This window comes from Streptomyces luteosporeus (genome assembly GCF_039532865.1).
Classification (GTDB): Bacteria; Actinomycetota; Actinomycetes; order Streptomycetales; family Streptomycetaceae; genus Streptomyces; species Streptomyces luteosporeus.
This window is the reverse complement of the sequence record NZ_BAAASL010000018.1, coordinates 70,267-87,068: the sequence shown is the minus strand read 5'-3', so window position 1 is coordinate 87,068 and position 16,802 is coordinate 70,267. Positions and strand designations below refer to the sequence as shown.

Genomic DNA, 16,802 nt, shown 5'->3' with positions numbered 1-16,802 from the left:
TCAGGCAGTTGGGGAGGCTCCCGGAAGAAAAGCGGTCCCTGATCGGGACACACAGCACCAAGCCGTAGCGGCTTCGGGTGCAGACTTGAGGTTAACACTACCGGATCCCACAAACATTCCCCCTCTCAAAGACCGGCAACCGCGTTTTTCGTGGACCCGGTCCCCCCGGGTGCCACTGGTCAGGCGAGCGGCAGCACGCTCGTCCCCCCGGCGTCGAGGGTCAGCCGGTTGGCCGCCCATCCCTCGCCCGCCAGCCGTGCGACCTTGTCGGCCGCAGCGTCCTCGACCAGCGCGAGCACCGTGGGGCCCGCGCCGGAGATGACCGCGGGGACGCCGTCCCCCCGCAGTCGGTTGACCAGGGCCACGCTCTCCGGCATCGCCGGGGCGCGGTACTCCTGGTGCAGCCGGTCCTCCGTGGCCGGCAGCAGCAGCTCGGGACGCCTGGTCAGGGCCTCGACGAGCAGCGCCGCGCGGCCCGCGTTGGCGGCCGCGTCCACATGGGGGACGCTGCGCGGCAGCAGCCCCCGGGCCGTCTCGGTGAGCACGGCTCTCGACGGGACGAAGACCACCGGAACGATGGAATCCACCGGGTCCATCCGCACGGCACGGGCCACTCCGCCCTCCGTCCAGGCGACCGTGAAGCCACCGAACAGACATGCGGCGACATTGTCGGGGTGCCCCTCCAGCTCCGTGGCCAGCTCGAGCATCGCCGTGTCGTCGAGCTTGTCGGCCCCGCCTATGGTCACCGCGCGGGCGGCGACGATGCCCGCGCAGATGGCCGCGGCGGAGGAACCCATGCCCCGCCCGTGCGGGATGCGATTGGCGCAGACGATCTCCAGCCCGCGCGGCTGGCCGCCGAGCAGGTCGAAGGTGGTGCGCAGGGACCGTACGAGGAGGTGCCCCTCGTCGCGCGGGAGGGTGTCGGCACCCTCGCCGGCGATGTCGATGTGCAGCCCCGATTCCGCCACCCGGACCACGACATCGTCGTACAGACCCAGGGACAGGCCGAGGGCGTCGAAGCCGGGACCGAGGTTGGCGCTGGTGGCGGGGGTGCGCACTCGGACGGCGGCGGCGCGGAAGGCGGGACCGGCCATCGCTCGATGACTCTCCTTGGTGTGGCCGTAATTGGTGCGTGCGACATCCGCAAGTGGTCGCGACGGCAATACCGCGTGGGGACGGCACGGTCAGCGACGGGGCGGTGTGAGCACAGCCTATCGAAGGAAGGTTCAGTGACGACATAGGGCGCACAGGAGGCGCACGATGCGTGTCGCACTGCTAACTGTGCATCTGCCCAGGTTGCCCGTAGGTTGTGGGCAATCGTTCCGCTGGGTGGGTGGGCGCAAGCCCACCCACCCGCACCCGGGCGACTAGACCAGCCCGAGCCGCTCCGCAGCCGCACCCGCGGACACCGGAATGGTGACCGGCTGCGGAGCCCCCGCAACGGCCCAGTCGGGATCCTTGAGCCCGTTACCGGTGACGGTGCACACGATCCGCTGCCCCGGATCGACGAGCCCGGCCTCCGCCGCCTTGAGCAGCCCCGCCACACTGGCCGCAGAAGCAGGCTCCACAAAAACCCCTTCCTGCGCCGCCAACAGCCGGTACGCGGCCAGGATCTGCCGGTCCGTCACCTCGTCGATGAGCCCGCCCGACTCGTCCCGCGCGGCCTCCGCGTACTGCCAGGACGCCGGGTTGCCGATGCGGATGGCCGTGGCGATGGTGTGCGGTTCCTTCACCGGCTCGCCGCGTACGATCGGCGCCGAACCGGCGGCCTGGTAGCCCCACATCCGCGGGGTGCGGGCGGCGATGCCGTCCGCCGCGTACTCGCGGTAGCCCTTCCAGTAGGCGGTGATGTTGCCCGCGTTGCCGACGGGCAGCACGTGGATGTCGGGCGCGTCGCCGAGCGCGTCGACGATTTCGAAGGCGGCCGTCTTCTGGCCCTCGATACGGACCGGATTGACCGAATTGACCAGCGCGACGGGGTAGTTGTCGGAGAGTTCGCGGGCCAGCGTCAGGCAGTCGTCGAAGTTGCCGTCGACCTGCAGGATGCGCGCGCCGTGGACGAGGGCCTGGCCCATCTTCCCCAGGGCGATCTTGCCCTGCGGCACCAGGACGGCACAGACCATGCCGGCGCGCACCGCGTAGGCCGCGGCCGAGGCGGAGGTGTTGCCCGTGGAGGCGCAGATGACGGCGCGCGCTCCCTCTTCCTTCGCCCGGGTGATGGCCATGGTCATGCCGCGGTCCTTGAAGGACCCGGTGGGGTTGGCGCCCTCGACCTTGAGGTGGACCTCGCAGCCGGTGCGCTCGGAGAGGACCTGGGCCGGGACCAGCGGCGTACCGCCCTCGCGCAGGGTGACCACCGGCGTGTCGGCGGTGACCGGGAGCCGGTCGCGGTATTCCTCGATGATCCCGCGCCACTGGCGGGTGGCGGGGGCGCCGCCGGAGCGGCCGTTGTTGGCAGACATTGCTTTCGTAATCCCCTTCAGGTCCTTACTCGCCCTCGACCCGCATGGTGCTGGCCACCCCGCGGACGGTGTCCAGCCGGCGCAGGGCCTCCACCGTGGCCGACAGGGCCGCGTCCGTGGCCCGGTGCGTGACCACGACGAGGGAGGCCTCGCCGTCCTTGCCCTGCTGGCGGACGGTGTCGATGGACACGCCGTGCTCGGCGAAGACCGTGGCCACCTGTGCCAGGACGCCGGGCCGGTCGGCCACGTCGAGGCTGATGTGGTAGCGGGTGACGACGTCGCCCATCGGGCTCACCGGGAGCCGGGTGTAGGCGGATTCGCCGGGGCCGGTGGCCTCGGCGAGCCGGTTGCGGCAGACGGCGACGAGGTCGCCGAGGACCGCGGAGGCCGTGGGCGAGCCGCCCGCGCCGGGGCCGTAGAACATCAGCTGTCCCGCCGCCTCGGCCTCGACGAACACCGCGTTGTACGCCTCGCGCACGGAGGCCAGCGGGTGGCTGAGCGGGATCATCGCCGGGTGCACCCGGGCGGTGACCGACTGCCCGTCGGCGGCGCGCTCGCAGATGGCCAGCAGCTTGATGGTGCAGCCCATCTTCTTCGCGGATGCGAAGTCCGCCGCGGTGACCTCGGTCATGCCCTCGCGATAGACGTCGTCGAGGCGGACGCGGGTGTGGAAGGCGATGCCGGCCAGGATGGCCGCCTTGGCGGCCGCGTCGTAGCCCTCGACGTCGGCGGTCGGGTCGGCCTCGGCGTAGCCGAGGGCGGTGGCCTCGTCGAGCGCCTCGGAGTACCCGGCGCCGCTGGTGTCCATCCGGTCGAGGATGAAGTTGGTGGTGCCGTTGACGATGCCGAGGACGCGGTTGACCTTGTCGCCGGCCATGGATTCGCGCAGCGGCCGGATCAGCGGGATGGCGCCGGCCACGGCGGCTTCGTAGTACAGGTCCACGCCCTGCTGCTCGGCGGCGGCGTGCAGGGCCGCGCCGTCCTGGGCGAGCAGCGCCTTGTTGGCGGAGACGACGCTCGCGCCGTGCCGGAAGGCGGTGGTGATCAGGGTGCGGGCGGGCTCGATGCCGCCGATGACCTCGACCACGACGTCGATGTCGCCCCGTTTGACCAGGGCGGTCGCATCGGTGGTGATGAGCTCGGCGGGCACCCCCGCCCGTACCCGGTCGGGGCGGCGGACGGCGATGCCGGCGAGCTCCACGGGGGCGCCGACGCGCTGCGCGAGGTCGTCGGCGTGCGTCGTCATGATGCGCGTCACCTCGGAGCCGACCACTCCACAGCCCAGCAGCGCCACTTTCAGCGGACGCGTACGCATCATGCGACCTCGTTTCTCATACAAATAGGCGGTTTACCAGTCTCACCCACTGGAAGGGAGATTCCCGCTCCGGTCCAGTATCCGAGACGTTTGTTCACATGGTCGTGTCCATGTGGTTCAGCCGACGTCCAGACGGAGGAGGTCCTCCTCCGTCTCGCGCCGGACGATCACCCGCGCCCCGCCGTCGCGTACGGCAACGACCGGCGGGCGCAGTGCGTGGTTGTAGTTGCTGGCCATCGAGCGGCAGTAGGCGCCGGTGGCCGGCACGGCCAGCAGGTCGCCGGGCGCGACGTCGGCCGGCAGGAAGGCGTCCTTGACGACGATGTCGCCGCTCTCGCAGTGCTTGCCGACGACGCGCGTGAGCATCGGTTCGGCGGTGGAGGTGCGGGAGGCCAGGGCGACGGAGTACTCCGCGTCGTACAGCGCCGTACGGATGTTGTCCGACATGCCGCCGTCGACGCTCACGTACGTCCGCAGGCCCGGCAGCTCCTTGACCGTGCCGACCTCGTACAGCGTGAAGGCCGTCGGGCCGACGACCGCGCGGCCCGGCTCCACGGAGATCCGCGGCACGGCCAGGCCCGCGGCCGCGCACTCGCGGGTGACGATGGCGCGCAGGGCGGTGGCGATCTCGTGCGGCTCGCGCGGGTCGTCGTCCGAGGTGTACGCGATGCCGAGGCCGCCGCCGAGGTCGATCTCGGGCAGCTGGACGCCGTGCTCCTCGTGGATCTCCTTCAGCAGCCCGACGACGCGGTGGGCCGCGACCTCGAAGCCGGAGGTGTCGAAGATCTGCGAGCCGATGTGGGAGTGGATGCCCACCAGCTCGACCCCGTCCAGCTTCAGCGCCCGCCGCACGGCCTCCGCGGCCTGCCCGCCGGCCAGCGCCAGCCCGAACTTCTGGTCCTCGTGGGCGGTGGCGATGAACTCGTGGGTGTGCGCCTCCACGCCGACGGTCACCCGGATCTGCACCCGCTGGCGCCTGCCCGCGCGCTCGGCGATGTACGCGACGCGCGCAAGCTCCTGGAAGGAGTCGACGACGATCCGCCCGACGCCGGCCTCGACGGCGCGGGTGATCTCCTCGGTGGACTTGTTGTTGCCGTGCAGGGCGATGCGCTCGGCGGGCATGCCGGCGTCGAGGGCGGTGACGAGCTCGCCGCCGGAGCAGACGTCGAGGTTCAGCCCTTCTTCGTACAGCCACCGCACGATGGCACGCGAGAGGAAGGCCTTGCCGGCGTAGAAGACGTCGGCCTCGTCGCCGAAGGCGTCCCGCCAGGCGCGGCAGCGGGCGCGGAAGTCCTCCTCGTCGAGGAAGAACGCGGGGGTGCCGAACTCCTCGGCCAGGTCGGTCACCCGCAGCCCGGCCACGGTGATCACGCCGTCGGCGTCCCGGGCGACGGTACGGGACCACACGCGGGCGTCGAGCGCGTTGAGGTCGGTGGGCGGCGGGCTGTAGTGGCCCTCGGGGAGGACGTCGGCGTAACGGGGCCCGGCGGGGTGTGCGGAACGGCTCATGAGTGGTGTGTCCCCTCAGAGATGTGCGGGTGCGGAGATGCCGAGCTGGTGCAGGCCGTCGGCGAGCACCGCCCCCGTGGCCTCGGCGAGGGCCAGACGGGCACGGTGGACGGCCGAGGGTTTCTCCTCGCCGCGGGGCAGGGTGTCGCACTCGGCCTGCCACCGCAGGAAGGCGTCGGCGATCCGCTCCAGGTGCCGGGCGAGCCGGTCGGCGTCGCGGGCGGCGGTGATGCGGGGGTGCTCGCCGAGCTCGCCGATCAACGGCTGTGCACCGGCGTCGCCGGTCTCCCCCGCCTCGCCGGCGAACCCGAGCAGGCCGGCACCGCGCGTCAGCGCGCACGTACGGGAGTGGGCGTACCGGACGCGGAAGAGCGGGTTGGCCTCGCGCTGCACGAGCAGCAGCTCGCGGTCCAGGCCGGGCGGGCTGACCAGGGACCAGCGGGCGGCGTCGGCGCCCAGGCGCGCGACGAGCGCGGCGGACGGCGCGAGCGGCAGCGGCTCGGCGGCACCGGTCGCCGAGGCGGCCCGGACGATGTCGGCCGCGGAGCCCCCGTGGAGCGTGATGTTGAGGAACCCCGGCTCGGCGACGTCGACGCGGGCGATCCCCGGGTGCCCGGCCAGCCGGCGGCGCAGCACTTCGGCGATCTGCAGGGCGGGCCGCCCGCTGTCCTTGGCGAGGCGGAGGGCGACGTTGGTCGCGTAGTCCCCGCACCCCGGCCGCGGCGGCACGCGCACGACGACCCGCTCGGGCACGACCGCGTCCAGCTCGTCGGCCTCGACGGCGCGACGCACGCTGTCCAGCACGGCGCGGGAAAGATCGGCGGGGGTCACGGGGCCAAGCCTAGGCGAGAGGGGGTACCCCGGAGCGAACCGGTTTCACCCAGCGGGACGGACCGGCTCCACATCCCCCGGCGCCACCACCCCGTGCCACCCCGCCAGCCGGCGCACGACCCGCACCATCTCGGCGGGCTCGAACGGCTTGGCCAGGAACGCGTCCACCCCGGCCGAACGCCCGCTGTCCATCTCGGGCCGGGTGCAGGCGCTGATGACCAGGATCGGTATGTCCCGCGTCCGGACGTCGCCCCGCAGCAGCGCGGCCGTGCGCAGCCCGTCGAGCCGGGGCATCACCACATCCAGGGTCACGACGTCGGGACGCACCCGGTGCACGATCTCCAGGCACTCGGCACCATCGGCCGCGGTCACGACCTCGAACCCCTCCAGCTCGAGGTTGACCCTGATCAACTGCCGGATGACCTTGTTGTCGTCGACGACAAGGACCCGGCCGGACAAGCCAGGCACACCCCGAGCGTAGGCGCGCCCCCCGCCCCGCGTCCGGCGTTTGCGCACTTCCACCCCACCCGGGCGACCACCCGCACTTTTCGATCACGGTTGCAGCCCACCCGCCCGGAGCTGGTACTGTTCTACCCGTCGCCGGGCGCGAGAGCGCGAGGCGGACGACACGCCCCCGTAGCTCAGGGGATAGAGCAACGGCCTCCGGAGCCGTGTGCGCAGGTTCGAATCCTGCCGGGGGCACTTCCACGGAAGTGCCGAAGCCCCGGATCCAGCATCGCTGGGTCCGGGGCTTTGTCGTTCAGGGACTGCCGTTCAAGGACTGTCGTTCGGGGACTGGGGGGAGTTGCGATGGATTCCGCGTCGTTGGCCGCGCGCCTGGACGGGGTGCGGGGCGGGGATTCGCGGGAGCTGGACCGGGTGTGCGAGGAGGTGGCGCAGGAGCTGGTGGGGGCGGGGGCCGAGCCGCCGTTCGACGTGGTGTCGGCGGACTTCGCGGCCGACGCCCGGCTGATCTGTGCCGACCGGTACTGGCGGCTTCGGTTCCTGCAGGTGCCGGATGTGCGCACCGCAGCGGCGTGTGCCGCCTGGCTGGGGGCCCATGTGGCGGCCGGGGCGCGCACCGAGGTGCTCGAGAAGTGGAGCCTGGGCTACGCCTTCATCACCAGGGACACCGTGGAGTCGGCGGCCGAACTCGCCGAGGCGACGGGGGAGATCGTGACCCGCGACACCGCCTCCGGCGACATCGCCCGCTTCGCCACGCTGTACCACGCGGGAAAGCTGCGCGCGAACTTCTGCTTCGACGAGCTCCACACGTTCCTGGAGTCGTCCCTGCTGGCCCTGGCGGCCGGTCCGCACCGCAGTGATCCGCTGTTCACGGCGCTGCGGGCGTTCGCCGCGTTCGGCAGCCGGGCGCTGACGGCGGAGTACGCCACCGGGCTGCTGGACGAGGCGTGGGGAGCGGGCGCGCGGCGTACCCGGCACGTGGTGGACGTGTGCCTGAACGGCATCCACGCGGCCGCCCCCTTCGACGGCCAGGGCGAGCTGCTGCGCTCGCGGGCGCAGGAGGCCGTCACGGAGTACCCGGCGGACCACCTCTTCCGTTTCCGGCTGGCCTGCGGGCAGTACCTGTGCGGCGCCCACGACGAGGCGCTGGCCAGTGTCGAGCGGGCGCTGGCCCTGCTGCCGGCCGTCGGCAGCCGCGGCAGTCACCGGCTGCTGCAGGAGCAGTACCTGGGGCTTCGCACCACCGTGCTGGACGCCCGGCTGCGGGCCGGCCGGGAGGCGGAGTTCCAGCGCCGGCTGGAGGAGCGCGACGCCGAGCACCGGCTGCGCTGGGAGCGGCTGGAGGCGGAGTTGCGGCAGGCGCGATCGTCGGCCGTGCGGGCGGTGGAGCTCGTCGCCGTGTTCACGGCCGCGATCGCCTTCGCGGTGGGTTCCCTGCAGGTGACGCTGAACGGGGCGATCCCGCTGCGCGACCGGTTGTGGCTGATCACCGCCCTCGGCGCGGGCCTCGCCGTCTTCGCCCTCCTCGTCGTCGGCGGGACGTGGCTGATCACTCGTCCCGTCAGGCCTTCGGGAAGGCGAAGCCGTAACCTTCCGCCTTCAGCCAGGTGATGCAGCGCGAGAGGGCCTCGACGCTCTGACTGCGGTCCCCGCCGCCGTCGTGGAAGAGGATGACGGGGCCGTTGGGGAGTTCGCGTTTGACGGTTTCGACGATGCGGTCGACGCCGGGGCGCTGCCAGTCGCGGGTGTCGACGCCCCAGCCGAGGGGGCGCATGCCGTTGTCGGCGGCGAGTTTGCGGCTGTACGGGGTGAAGGCGCCGCCCGGGGCCCGGTAGTAGGGGACGGCGGCGGTGCCGCCGGCCGCGGCTTCGATCATCTTCTTGGCGTCGAGGATCTGCTGCTTCTGGTAGTCCTCGGAGCGCTTGTCCATCGCGGTGTTGTGGTCGACGGAGTGGTCGCACAGGCGGTGGCCCTCCGCGACGACGCGCTTGACGAGGTCCGGGTGGGCGCTGGCCTGGGGGCCGATCATGCAGAAGGTCGCCTTGACGCCCTCGCGCTTGAGCAGGTCGAGGGTCATCGGCGTCCACTTGGGGTCGGGGCCGTCGTCGATGGTGAGGGCCACGGTGCGGCCGCCCGGCTCGGTCTCGTGGCTGATGTCGGCGGAGACCGGCCCGCTCGTGGTGGGCGGGGCGGAGGTGGGCGGTGTGCCCTCGGCGCGCGGCGGGAGCCGGGAGGCCCGTGCGGTGCCCTGGTGGTCGCCGCGGCCCTCGGTGGCGACGGCGACGGAACCTGATATCACTCCGGCGAGAGCCAGCACTCCCCCCGCCGCGATCACGAAGTGCCTCCTACGGGCGGACAGTCGGGTCATGGTGTCCCCACCCCCTCGTGCACGTACCTGAGTTCTGCCCGCCTAAGACGGCGATGTACCCCAAAGCGTTCCCTAACGCGCCATCGCTCACAGAACTCAGACAAGTAAGGCGCAAACCTTGCGCAATTTCCCCCGTTGCCCCACCGTCGTTACGCTTCCGCGATCGTTTGCGCCACCTCCGACGCGCGGGCCTCCTCCTCGGCGGCGAAGCGGCGGGCGTCGAGCTGTTCGGCGATCTCCTCGTCCTGCGCCATGAGTCCGTCGAGGTTGGCGTCGCCCATCTCGAAGACGCCCATGTCCGCGTAGGCACGCTGGAGTCGTTCGCCCCACAGACCGATGTCCTTCACACACGGCACGATGCGGCTGAAGAGCAACTTGCGGAAGATCTGCAGGTATTCGGAGCGCTCGCTCAGTTCGGCGGCCTCGGCGGCCGGGATGCCGAAATCGGCCAGCACCTCCTCGCCGCGCAGCCGGTCGCGCATGAGGTAGCAGCCCTCGATCACGAACTCCTCGCGCTCGCGCCGCTCGGCGTCCGACAGCTGCCGGTAGTAGTCGCGCAGGGCCATGCGGCCGAAGGCGACGTGGCGCGCCTCGTCCTGCATGACGTAGGCGAGGATCTGCTTGGGCAGCGGCTTGTCGGTCGAGTCCCGCAGCATGCCGAACGCCGCCAGCGCCAGGCCCTCGATCAGGACCTGCATCCCGAGGCAGGGCATGTCCCAGCGGGAGTCGCGCAGGGTGTCCTCCAGCAGCGACTGCAGGTTGGGATTGACCGGGTAGAGCATGCCGATCTTCTCGTGCAGGAAGCGGCTGTAGATCTCCACGTGCCGCGCCTCGTCCATGGCCTGGGTGGCGGAGTAGAACTTCGCGTCCAGGTCGGGCACGGCCTCGACGATGCGCGTCGCGCACACCAGCGCCCCCTGCTCACCGTGCAGGAACTGGCTGAACTGCCAGGAGGCGTAGTGCCGGCGCAGATCGCGCTTGTTCTGCTCGCTCATCTTCTCCCAGTACGGCGTACCGAAGACGGTGAGGTTCTCGTCCGGCACGCCGAGCGGGTCGTAGGGGTCGACCTCGGTGTCCCAGGCGATGCGCTTGGTGGAGTCCCACTGTTTGTCCTTGCCCTTCTGGTACAGGGCCAGGAGCCGTTCGCGTCCCTCGTCGTAGTCCCAGCTGAAACGGGCGGCGCCGGCGGCCGGCACTTCCCAGACGGGTCCGGCGGGCGGGTGGGTGTACAGGTCGTGCGTCATGGCCGATGCCTCCCGAGTCGTCAGCGTCTGCGGGGTCTTCTGCAGGCTCACACGCGTGCAGTGCGGGGTCAATGAGCCGGCCCGCGTGGCTCGCAAGGGGCTCGCAAGGGACTCACAAGGGGCTTGACTCCGCTTGCTGACAAGCAGTCCCATAAGAGACTACCGCCGGTAACTCGAAGACCGGATCGACGACTTCGCATTCGAATGAAGGTGGCAGCCGCCATGACGACCGCGCCCGACCGGCACCACGACGCGTTCGGACCCCTCAAGGACCGCGAGCGCGTCGCCGAGCGGTTGCTCGAGTCCTCCGCCCGGCACTCCTTCGACCCCGACACCGAGCTCGACTGGGACGCGCCGCTGGAGCCGGGCCTGTGGTTCTGCCCACCGGAGCTGGTCTCCCTCTACGGCACCCCGCTGTGGCGGCGGATGCCGGAAGAGCAGCGCATCGAGCTGTCCCGGCACGAGATCGCCTCGCTCGCCTCGCTCGGCATCTGGTTCGAGATCATCCTGATGCAGCTGCTGGTCCGGCACATCTACGACAAGCCCGTCACCAGCGCCCACGTCGGGTACGCGCTCACCGAGATAGCCGACGAGTGCCGGCACTCCAAGATGTTCGCCCGGATGATCCGCACGCTGGGCACGCCCACGTATCCGGTCTCGCGGCGCCACCACAACCTCGCCCGCGTCCTGAAGACCGTCTCCACCACCCCGGGCTCGTTCACGTGCACGCTGCTCGGCGAGGAGATCCTCGACCATATGCAGCGCCTGACGTTCCCCGACGCGCGCGTCCAGCCGCTCGTACGCGGGGTCACGCGCATCCACGTCGTGGAGGAGGCCCGGCACGTGCGCTACGCACGCGAGGAGCTCCGGCGGCAGATGGCGCACTGCCCGCGCTGGGAGGCGCACCTGACGCGGGTGAGCGCGGGCGAGGCGGCCCGCGTCTTCTCTGTGGCCTTCATCAACCCGCGCGTGTACACCGAGGTGGGCCTGAACCGCCACGAGGCCGTCGCCCAGGTCAAGGCCAGCGCCCACCGCCGCGAGGTGATGCAGGCGGGTGCGAAACGTCTGACCGACTTCCTGGAGGAGATCGGCCTCCTGCGCGGCGCGGGCCGCCGCCTGTGGCGCAGCTCCGGGCTGCTGGCCTGAGCGCGGGCCCGCAGCCGCGCGCCCTGCAGGTCAGGAGGGGGCGGCCGTTACCCTGCCGTCCATGACCGGCAGCGGCACCGCCTCCTATCGCAGGCTCAGCGTCTCCGAACGCCGGGCCCAGCTCATCGCGACGGCCCTGTCGCTGTTCGCCCACCGGGCCCCCGAGGACGTCTCGCTCGACGAGGTCGCGGCTGCCGCGCGGGTCTCCCGGCCGCTGGTCTACCGCTATTTCCCCGGCGGCAAGCAGCAGTTGTACGAGGCGGCCCTGCGCAGTGCCGCCGACGACCTGGAGCTGTGCTTCGCCGAGCCGGAGGCGGGGCCGCTGTCCGGGCGGCTGGGGGCGGTGCTGGAGCGCTACCTGGCCTTCGTCGACGAGCACGACGCGGGGTTCAGCGCGCTGCTGCGGGGCGGCAGCGTCGCCGAGACGTCGGGTACGGGCCGTACGGGGGCCATCGTCGACGAGGTGCGCCGGGCCGCGGCGGCGCAGATCCTCAAGCACTTGTCGGTGCCCGACCCGGGCGTACGGCTGCGCCTGATGGTGCGCACGTGGATCGCGACGGTCGAGGCCGCGTCCCTGACGTGGCTGGACGAGGGCAAGCTGCCGCCGCGGGACGAGCTGCGGGACTGGCTGGTGGAGCAGTTCGTGGCGCTGCTGCTGACGACCGGTGCGGGGGACGCGCAGACGGGCGAGGTGGCCCGGGCGGCGCTGGCGGCGGAGCCGGCCGAGGGGCCGGTCGGCGACCTCGCCCGGCGGCTGGCGCCGCTGGTCGGGGAGGCCGGCCACCTGCACGGTCACCTGCACTGACGGGGATCAGAGGGCAGACTGGGGGCGTGAGAAGCGAGAAGACCCTCTTCGAGGGCGGCCCCCTGGACGGCCGGGTGCTGGACGTCCTCGTCGGCCTGAACGGGCTGCCGCCGAAGACGTACGAGGTGCCGGTGCCGGCCGTGGAGCCGGGCACGGCACCGGTCGTGCTCGTCTACCGGCGGGTGCCGGCGGCCACGACGCGCCGGCTGGGCCTGCCGAAGGGGTGGAAGTACGCCTACGACCCGGAGGGCCGGCCCGGTCCGGGGCTGCGGCTGCCGTGGGGCAGGCCGGGCAGGGCGCCCGGGACGCGTCCGCCGGAGTGAAGGGCCCGTCCGACCCGACACTGCGCTCTTATTAGTCATACCGGACATGGCAAGATCCTCCTGCGGCGTGCGGAGCGCCCGCCCACGCCCGTGCCCGGAGGTGAATCAGTGTCAGGACGCATCGTGCGCATCGCGCGCGTCGTGCGCATCGTGTGCACGGCGGTGCTGCTGGCGAGCGCGCTGCTCGCCGGGCCGGCGCCGGTGGCCGGCGCGGCGCCCGCCGATCCTCCCGGGCAGCCGGTCAGTTCCCTGCTGAACCGGCTGCGGACGCTGTACCGGCAGGCCGAGGAGGCCTCCGAGGCGTACAACGCCACCGACGACAAGCTCAAGCGGCAGCGCGCCGAGGTCGACAAGCTCAACGAACAGCTCGCCGACGCCCGCGTCGCGCTGACGAGCAGCCGCGAGGACGTGGGCCGGATCGCCCGGGAGCAGTACCGGGGCACCACGGGGGGCGTCTCGCCGTACATGGACTTCCTGCTCAGCCGCGATCCCCAGCAGGCCGCCGACCGCTCCCACGCCATCCGGCGGGCGGCCGGCCACCGGGCCCTGGCCGTCGAACGGCTGACACAGGACGAGCAGCAGTCCGCCACCCTCGCCTCGAAGGCCCGCAAGGCACTCGACGTCCAGCAGACCCTGGCCGCCACGCAGGCCCAGCAGCGCGACACCGTCCGCAAGCGGCTGGGCGAGGTCGAGCGGCTGCTGGCCTCGCTCACCCCGGACCAGCTCGCCGAACTGCGCCGGCTGGAGGCACGCGACGTCGGCGACGCCCAGCGCCGGCTGCTGGCGTCCGGCGCGCTCGGCGGCCCCCAGGCCCCCTCGCGCGCCGGCGGCCTGGCGGTGCAGTACGCGCTGGCGCAGGTCGGCCGGCCGTACGTGTGGGGCGCGGCCGGCCCGGACTCCTTCGACTGCTCCGGGCTCACCTCGCAGGCCTGGGCCCACGCGGGCAACCCGATACCGCGCACCAGCCAGGAGCAGTGGCGGGCGCTGCGCCGGATACCGCTGAACCAGCTGCGGCCCGGTGACCTGGTGCTGTACTTCGAGGGCGCCACGCACGTGGCCCTCTACCTCGGGGACGGCCAGGTGATACAGGCTCCCCGTACGGGTGACGTCGTCAAGGTCTCCCCGCTCGCCTCCAATCCGGTGCTCGGCGCCGTGCGTCCGGACGCCCCGTAGGGGCGCGGGGAACTGCGCGACCGGCCACCGACGGCCCGCAGCCGACGCACCACCGGCGGGGTCCGGGCGCAGCCCGGCACTCCGTCTGCGGGCGCGTCGTGGCTTGTCGCGCAGTTCCCCGCGCCCCTACGGGGCGCCGTGGTGCCGCGTGACGAAGATCCGCCGGACAGGCCCTGGGGCGGACAGGCCTAGGCCTCCCGGCCGGCGGCCGCCGCGCGGGCCACGTAGGACTCGGCCCTGGCCGCGTCGAAGAAGTAGTCGTCGAAGTCGGAGGGGTCGTCGAAGCCGTTGGCGATGCGGTCGGCCACCGGCTGCACGCCGGCCGCCGCGCCGATCAGGGCGCGCACGTGCGGCTGCTGGGGGGCGAGCATCGCGTTCGTCCAGCGGGTGGCGTGCCGGGCCGAGGCCCAGTACCGCTCGAAGGCCGTGCGCATCCACTCCGCGTCGAACGGCTCCTCGCCGCGCTCCAGGATCGAGGCGAGGTAGGAGGTGGCGCACTTGGCGGCGCAGTTGGCGCCCTGGCCGGTGAGCGGGTCGTTGACGACGACGGCGTCCCCGGCGCCCAGCACGAGGCCGCCGGAGGGCAGGCGGCCGACCGGGTCGCGGACGACGGGGGTGTAGCGCCCGGCCAGGGCCGCGCCGGCGTCGGTGGGCTCGACGGCGGTGGCCCGCCCGTACTCCCACGGCACGAACCGCTCCAGCAGCTCCAGGGTCAGCGCCAGGTGTTCGCGCGGCCCGAAGGCGCCGGTGAAGGCGTCGACGGGCCCGCCCGGCACGCCCTCCCAGAAGAGGATGTCGGCACGGCCGGAGGTGGTGAGCGCGGGGATGACCCACAGCTCGCCGACGCCGGGCACCAGGCTCCAGCGCGCCGCCTCGCCGGCCGGGTGCCCCTCGTGCGGGCCGAGGCCGTGCACGTACACCAGGGCCAGGCAGCGCTGCGGCGCGGTGTACGGGGAGCGGGCGGGGTCGCGGCCGAAGAGCGAGACGATCTCGCCCTTGCCCGCGGCGACGACCACCAGGTCGTAGCGGGGGGCAAGGAAGTCGAGGTCGGAGACGGTCGCGCTGTGCACGACGACGCGGCCGCCGCGCTCGGCGAAGGCGTCCAGCCAGCCGGCCATCTTCACGCGCTGGTCGACCGACTGGGCGGGGCCGTCGAGCCGGCCCGTCCAGTCGACGGGCCGCTGCACCCCGGGCACGCCGGGGGCCGTGCCGGCCACGGACACGCCGAGGCCCTCGACGCGGGGGGCGAGGCCCTCCCAGAAGTTCAGGCCCAGCTCCCGCTCGTAGCGCAGGGCCGTGCGGAACATCATCTGGGTGGACATCACCCGGCCGGTACGGATCTCCTCGGCGCTGCGGTTCGCCATGACGGTGACGTCGTAGCCCTTGGCCTGCAGGCCGAGGGCGAGTTGGAGCCCCGCCTGGCCGGCGCCCACTATGAGGATCCGTCGCACCGCCGGCTCAGCTCCGCTCCGCTGTGGTGGCCCGGGCGCCGGCCGGTGCGGCCGGGCCGGGGCTCAGGGCGAGGGCCCGGCGCACGAGGGTGACCAGCGTGTCGACGACGGAGATCCGCCGCCGGGCGTCCATGGCGAGGACGGGGACGTCCGGGGCGAGGGCGAGGGCCTCGCGCAGCTCCTCGGGGGCGTGCCGGGGCGCGTCGTCGAAGTGGTTGACGGCGACGACGTACGGCAGGGCGCAGCTCTCGAAGTAGTCGAGGGCGGGGAAGCAGTCGTCCAGGCGCCGGGTGTCGGCCAGCACGACGGCACCGATCGCCCCGCGCACCAGGTCGTCCCACATGAACCAGAAGCGCTGCTGGCCGGGGGTGCCGAACAGGTACAGCACGAGGTCGGATTCCAGGGTGATCCGGCCGAAGTCCATGGCGACGGTGGTCGTCGCCTTCTGCGGCACGGCGGTGACGTCGTCCAGGCCCTCGGCGGCGGCCGTCATGAGGGCCTCGGTGCGCAGGGGGGGTGATCTCGGAGACCGAGCCGACGAAGGTGGTCTTGCCGACGCCGAAGCCGCCCGCGATCACGATCTTGGTGGCGGCGGGGGCGCGGCTGAGGTCGGTCTGCCAGCTCGGCGTCCGCCCGGCGGCGAGGCCGGTGGCGGGTCCGGTGGCACCCCGGCCGGTGTGCTCCCCGGTGTCGGAGGCTGCGAAGTCAGAGCCGGGGAAGTCAGAGGCTGCGAAGTCCACTCAGCACCCTTTCGAGCAGTGCGCGGTCGGGCCGTCCGGTGACGTGACCGGTGCCGTAGACACGGATCCTTCCCTGTTCGGCGAGGTCGGCGAGGAGGAGACGGACGACGCCCAGCGGCATCTTCAGCAGGGCGGCGACCTCGGCGACCGAGCGCAGCCGGCGGCACAGCCCGAGCACGGCCCGCACCTCGGGCAGCACCCGGGCAGCCAGCCCGCCGCCGGTGCCGGCGGCGCAGGCTCCGCCGTCCGGCGCGGCCACGAACGTCTCCAGCAGCAGCACGTGCCCGCAGCGGGTGCGCCCGCCGGTCAGCGAGTACGGGCGGACGCGGGCCGTCCGGCGCGGGGGCACGGGGCCCGCGGGGGCGCACAGGGCGGGGGCGGTCATGTGCCGGCCTCCACCGACTGGCGCAGCTCCCTGCGCAGTTCGGGCGTCAGCACGTGTCCGGCCCGGCCGACGAAGAGGGCCATCTGGTAGGCCACGACGGCCATGTCGCAGTCGGGCGTGGTGTGGACGCCGAGGAGCGAGCCGTCGCTGATGGTCATGACGAACAGCCCGCCGCCGTCCATGGCGACCATGGTCTGCTTGACCGGGCCGCCGTCCATCAGGGCCGCCGCGCCGGTGGTCAGGCTGCCCAGGCCGGCGACGATGGTGGCCAGGTCGGCGGTCGAGCCGCGCGGCCCGTACGGACCGGAGTGCTGGCCGGGGTGCCGGCCGTGCACCTGGTCGTGCTGCTGCCCGTACGGGGCGGCGGCCCGGTGGTCGGGGGACGACGAGAGCAGCAGCAGACCGTCGGAGGAGACCACGGCGACCGATCGCACGCCGGGCACCTCCTCGACCAGGTCGGTCAGCAGCCAGTGCAGGCTGCGAGCCTCGTCGCTCAGGGCCAGGGCCGGGATCCCGGCGCGGCCCGCGGCGGCGCGGGCCGTGGTGCCGTTGGTGGTGCAGGTGGGGGTGACGGGCGTCGCCCCC

Annotated in this window: 16 protein-coding genes, 1 tRNA gene and 1 pseudogene; 6 read left to right on the top strand and 12 right to left on the bottom strand. The window is 72.8% G+C overall.

Going from position 1 to position 16,802, the window contains the following annotated elements:
• Positions 1-179: 179 nt before the first annotated feature.
• From thrB to ABD361_RS22565, 6 genes are all read right to left on the bottom strand, one after another.
• A complete protein-coding gene (thrB, locus tag ABD361_RS22590; RefSeq protein ID WP_344437315.1) occupies positions 180-1,094 on the bottom strand; it encodes a homoserine kinase in 915 nt (304 codons plus the stop codon).
• Between the two features lie 273 nt (positions 1,095-1,367).
• The gene (gene thrC, locus ABD361_RS22585; protein WP_344437314.1) at positions 1,368-2,462 is read right to left on the bottom strand and encodes a threonine synthase; all 1,095 of its coding nucleotides are present in this window, start codon (positions 2,460-2,462) and stop codon (positions 1,368-1,370) included.
• Between the two features lie 25 nt (positions 2,463-2,487).
• On the bottom strand, positions 2,488-3,780 hold the full coding sequence (locus ABD361_RS22580) for a homoserine dehydrogenase (RefSeq protein WP_344437312.1): 1,293 nt from the start codon (positions 3,778-3,780) through the stop codon (positions 2,488-2,490).
• A gap of 114 nt (positions 3,781-3,894) precedes the next feature.
• A complete protein-coding gene (lysA, locus tag ABD361_RS22575) occupies positions 3,895-5,286 on the bottom strand; it encodes a diaminopimelate decarboxylase (protein ID WP_344437311.1) in 1,392 nt (463 codons plus the stop codon).
• Positions 5,287-5,301: 15 nt separating this feature from the next.
• Entirely contained in the window at positions 5,302-6,117 is an 816-nt protein-coding gene (gene nrtL, locus ABD361_RS22570; protein ID WP_344437310.1) for an ArgS-related anticodon-binding protein NrtL, read from the bottom strand.
• A gap of 45 nt (positions 6,118-6,162) precedes the next feature.
• Complete coding sequence (locus tag ABD361_RS22565; RefSeq protein ID WP_425583294.1) at positions 6,163-6,585, bottom strand: response regulator; 423 nt, start codon at positions 6,583-6,585, stop codon at positions 6,163-6,165.
• 162 nt (positions 6,586-6,747) lie between these two features.
• Between ABD361_RS22565 and ABD361_RS22560 the strand changes: the two genes are divergently transcribed.
• Positions 6,748-6,819 (top strand) — tRNA-Arg (locus ABD361_RS22560).
• A 108-nt stretch (positions 6,820-6,927) separates the two neighbouring features.
• Positions 6,928-8,193: a hypothetical protein gene (locus ABD361_RS22555; RefSeq protein WP_344437309.1), complete on the top strand. Its 1,266-nt coding sequence runs from the start codon at positions 6,928-6,930 to the stop codon at positions 8,191-8,193.
• Here ABD361_RS22555 and ABD361_RS22550 read toward each other — a convergent pair.
• Positions 8,144-8,950: a polysaccharide deacetylase family protein gene (locus tag ABD361_RS22550; protein WP_344437308.1), complete on the bottom strand. Its 807-nt coding sequence runs from the start codon at positions 8,948-8,950 to the stop codon at positions 8,144-8,146. The two genes, ABD361_RS22555 and ABD361_RS22550, sit on opposite strands and share 50 nt — an antisense overlap.
• A 149-nt stretch (positions 8,951-9,099) precedes the next feature.
• Complete coding sequence (locus ABD361_RS22545; protein WP_344437307.1) at positions 9,100-10,194, bottom strand: ferritin-like domain-containing protein; 1,095 nt, start codon at positions 10,192-10,194, stop codon at positions 9,100-9,102.
• A gap of 222 nt (positions 10,195-10,416) precedes the next feature.
• On the opposite strand from ABD361_RS22545, the gene ABD361_RS22540 reads away from it, so the two are divergent.
• The 4 genes from ABD361_RS22540 to ABD361_RS22525 all read left to right on the top strand — a co-directional run bounded on the left by ABD361_RS22540 (position 10,417) and on the right by ABD361_RS22525 (position 13,641).
• A complete protein-coding gene (locus ABD361_RS22540; RefSeq protein ID WP_344437306.1) occupies positions 10,417-11,340 on the top strand; it encodes an AurF N-oxygenase family protein in 924 nt (307 codons plus the stop codon).
• Positions 11,341-11,401: 61 nt separating this feature from the next.
• Positions 11,402-12,145 (top strand): TetR/AcrR family transcriptional regulator, encoded by a 744-nt coding sequence (locus ABD361_RS22535; RefSeq protein ID WP_344437305.1) that lies wholly within the window; start codon positions 11,402-11,404, stop codon positions 12,143-12,145.
• A 26-nt stretch (positions 12,146-12,171) separates the two neighbouring features.
• A complete protein-coding gene (locus ABD361_RS22530; RefSeq protein ID WP_344437304.1) occupies positions 12,172-12,468 on the top strand; it encodes a hypothetical protein in 297 nt (98 codons plus the stop codon).
• A 108-nt stretch (positions 12,469-12,576) separates the two neighbouring features.
• Complete coding sequence (locus ABD361_RS22525; RefSeq protein WP_344437302.1) at positions 12,577-13,641, top strand: C40 family peptidase; 1,065 nt, start codon at positions 12,577-12,579, stop codon at positions 13,639-13,641.
• Positions 13,642-13,829: 188 nt separating this feature from the next.
• Here ABD361_RS22525 and ABD361_RS22520 read toward each other — a convergent pair whose 3' ends face one another.
• From ABD361_RS22520 to ABD361_RS22505, 4 genes and pseudogenes are all read right to left on the bottom strand, one after another.
• Positions 13,830-15,092 carry a styrene monooxygenase/indole monooxygenase family protein gene (locus tag ABD361_RS22520; RefSeq protein WP_344437301.1) on the bottom strand — a complete coding sequence of 421 codons (1,263 nt, stop codon included), beginning with the start codon at positions 15,090-15,092 and terminating at the stop codon, positions 13,830-13,832.
• Between the two features lie 58 nt (positions 15,093-15,150).
• Positions 15,151-15,832 (bottom strand): annotated as a pseudogene (locus ABD361_RS22515) (GTP-binding protein); the annotation flags it as partial.
• Positions 15,813-16,217 carry a DUF742 domain-containing protein gene (locus tag ABD361_RS22510; RefSeq protein WP_344437300.1) on the bottom strand — a complete coding sequence of 135 codons (405 nt, stop codon included), beginning with the start codon at positions 16,215-16,217 and terminating at the stop codon, positions 15,813-15,815. The gene ABD361_RS22510 and the pseudogene ABD361_RS22515, both read right to left, overlap by 20 nt.
• Positions 16,214-16,729: a roadblock/LC7 domain-containing protein gene (locus tag ABD361_RS22505; RefSeq protein ID WP_344437392.1), complete on the bottom strand. Its 516-nt coding sequence runs from the start codon at positions 16,727-16,729 to the stop codon at positions 16,214-16,216. The genes ABD361_RS22510 and ABD361_RS22505 overlap by 4 nt, the downstream gene beginning before the upstream one ends.
• Between the last annotated feature and the right edge of the window lie 73 nt (positions 16,730-16,802).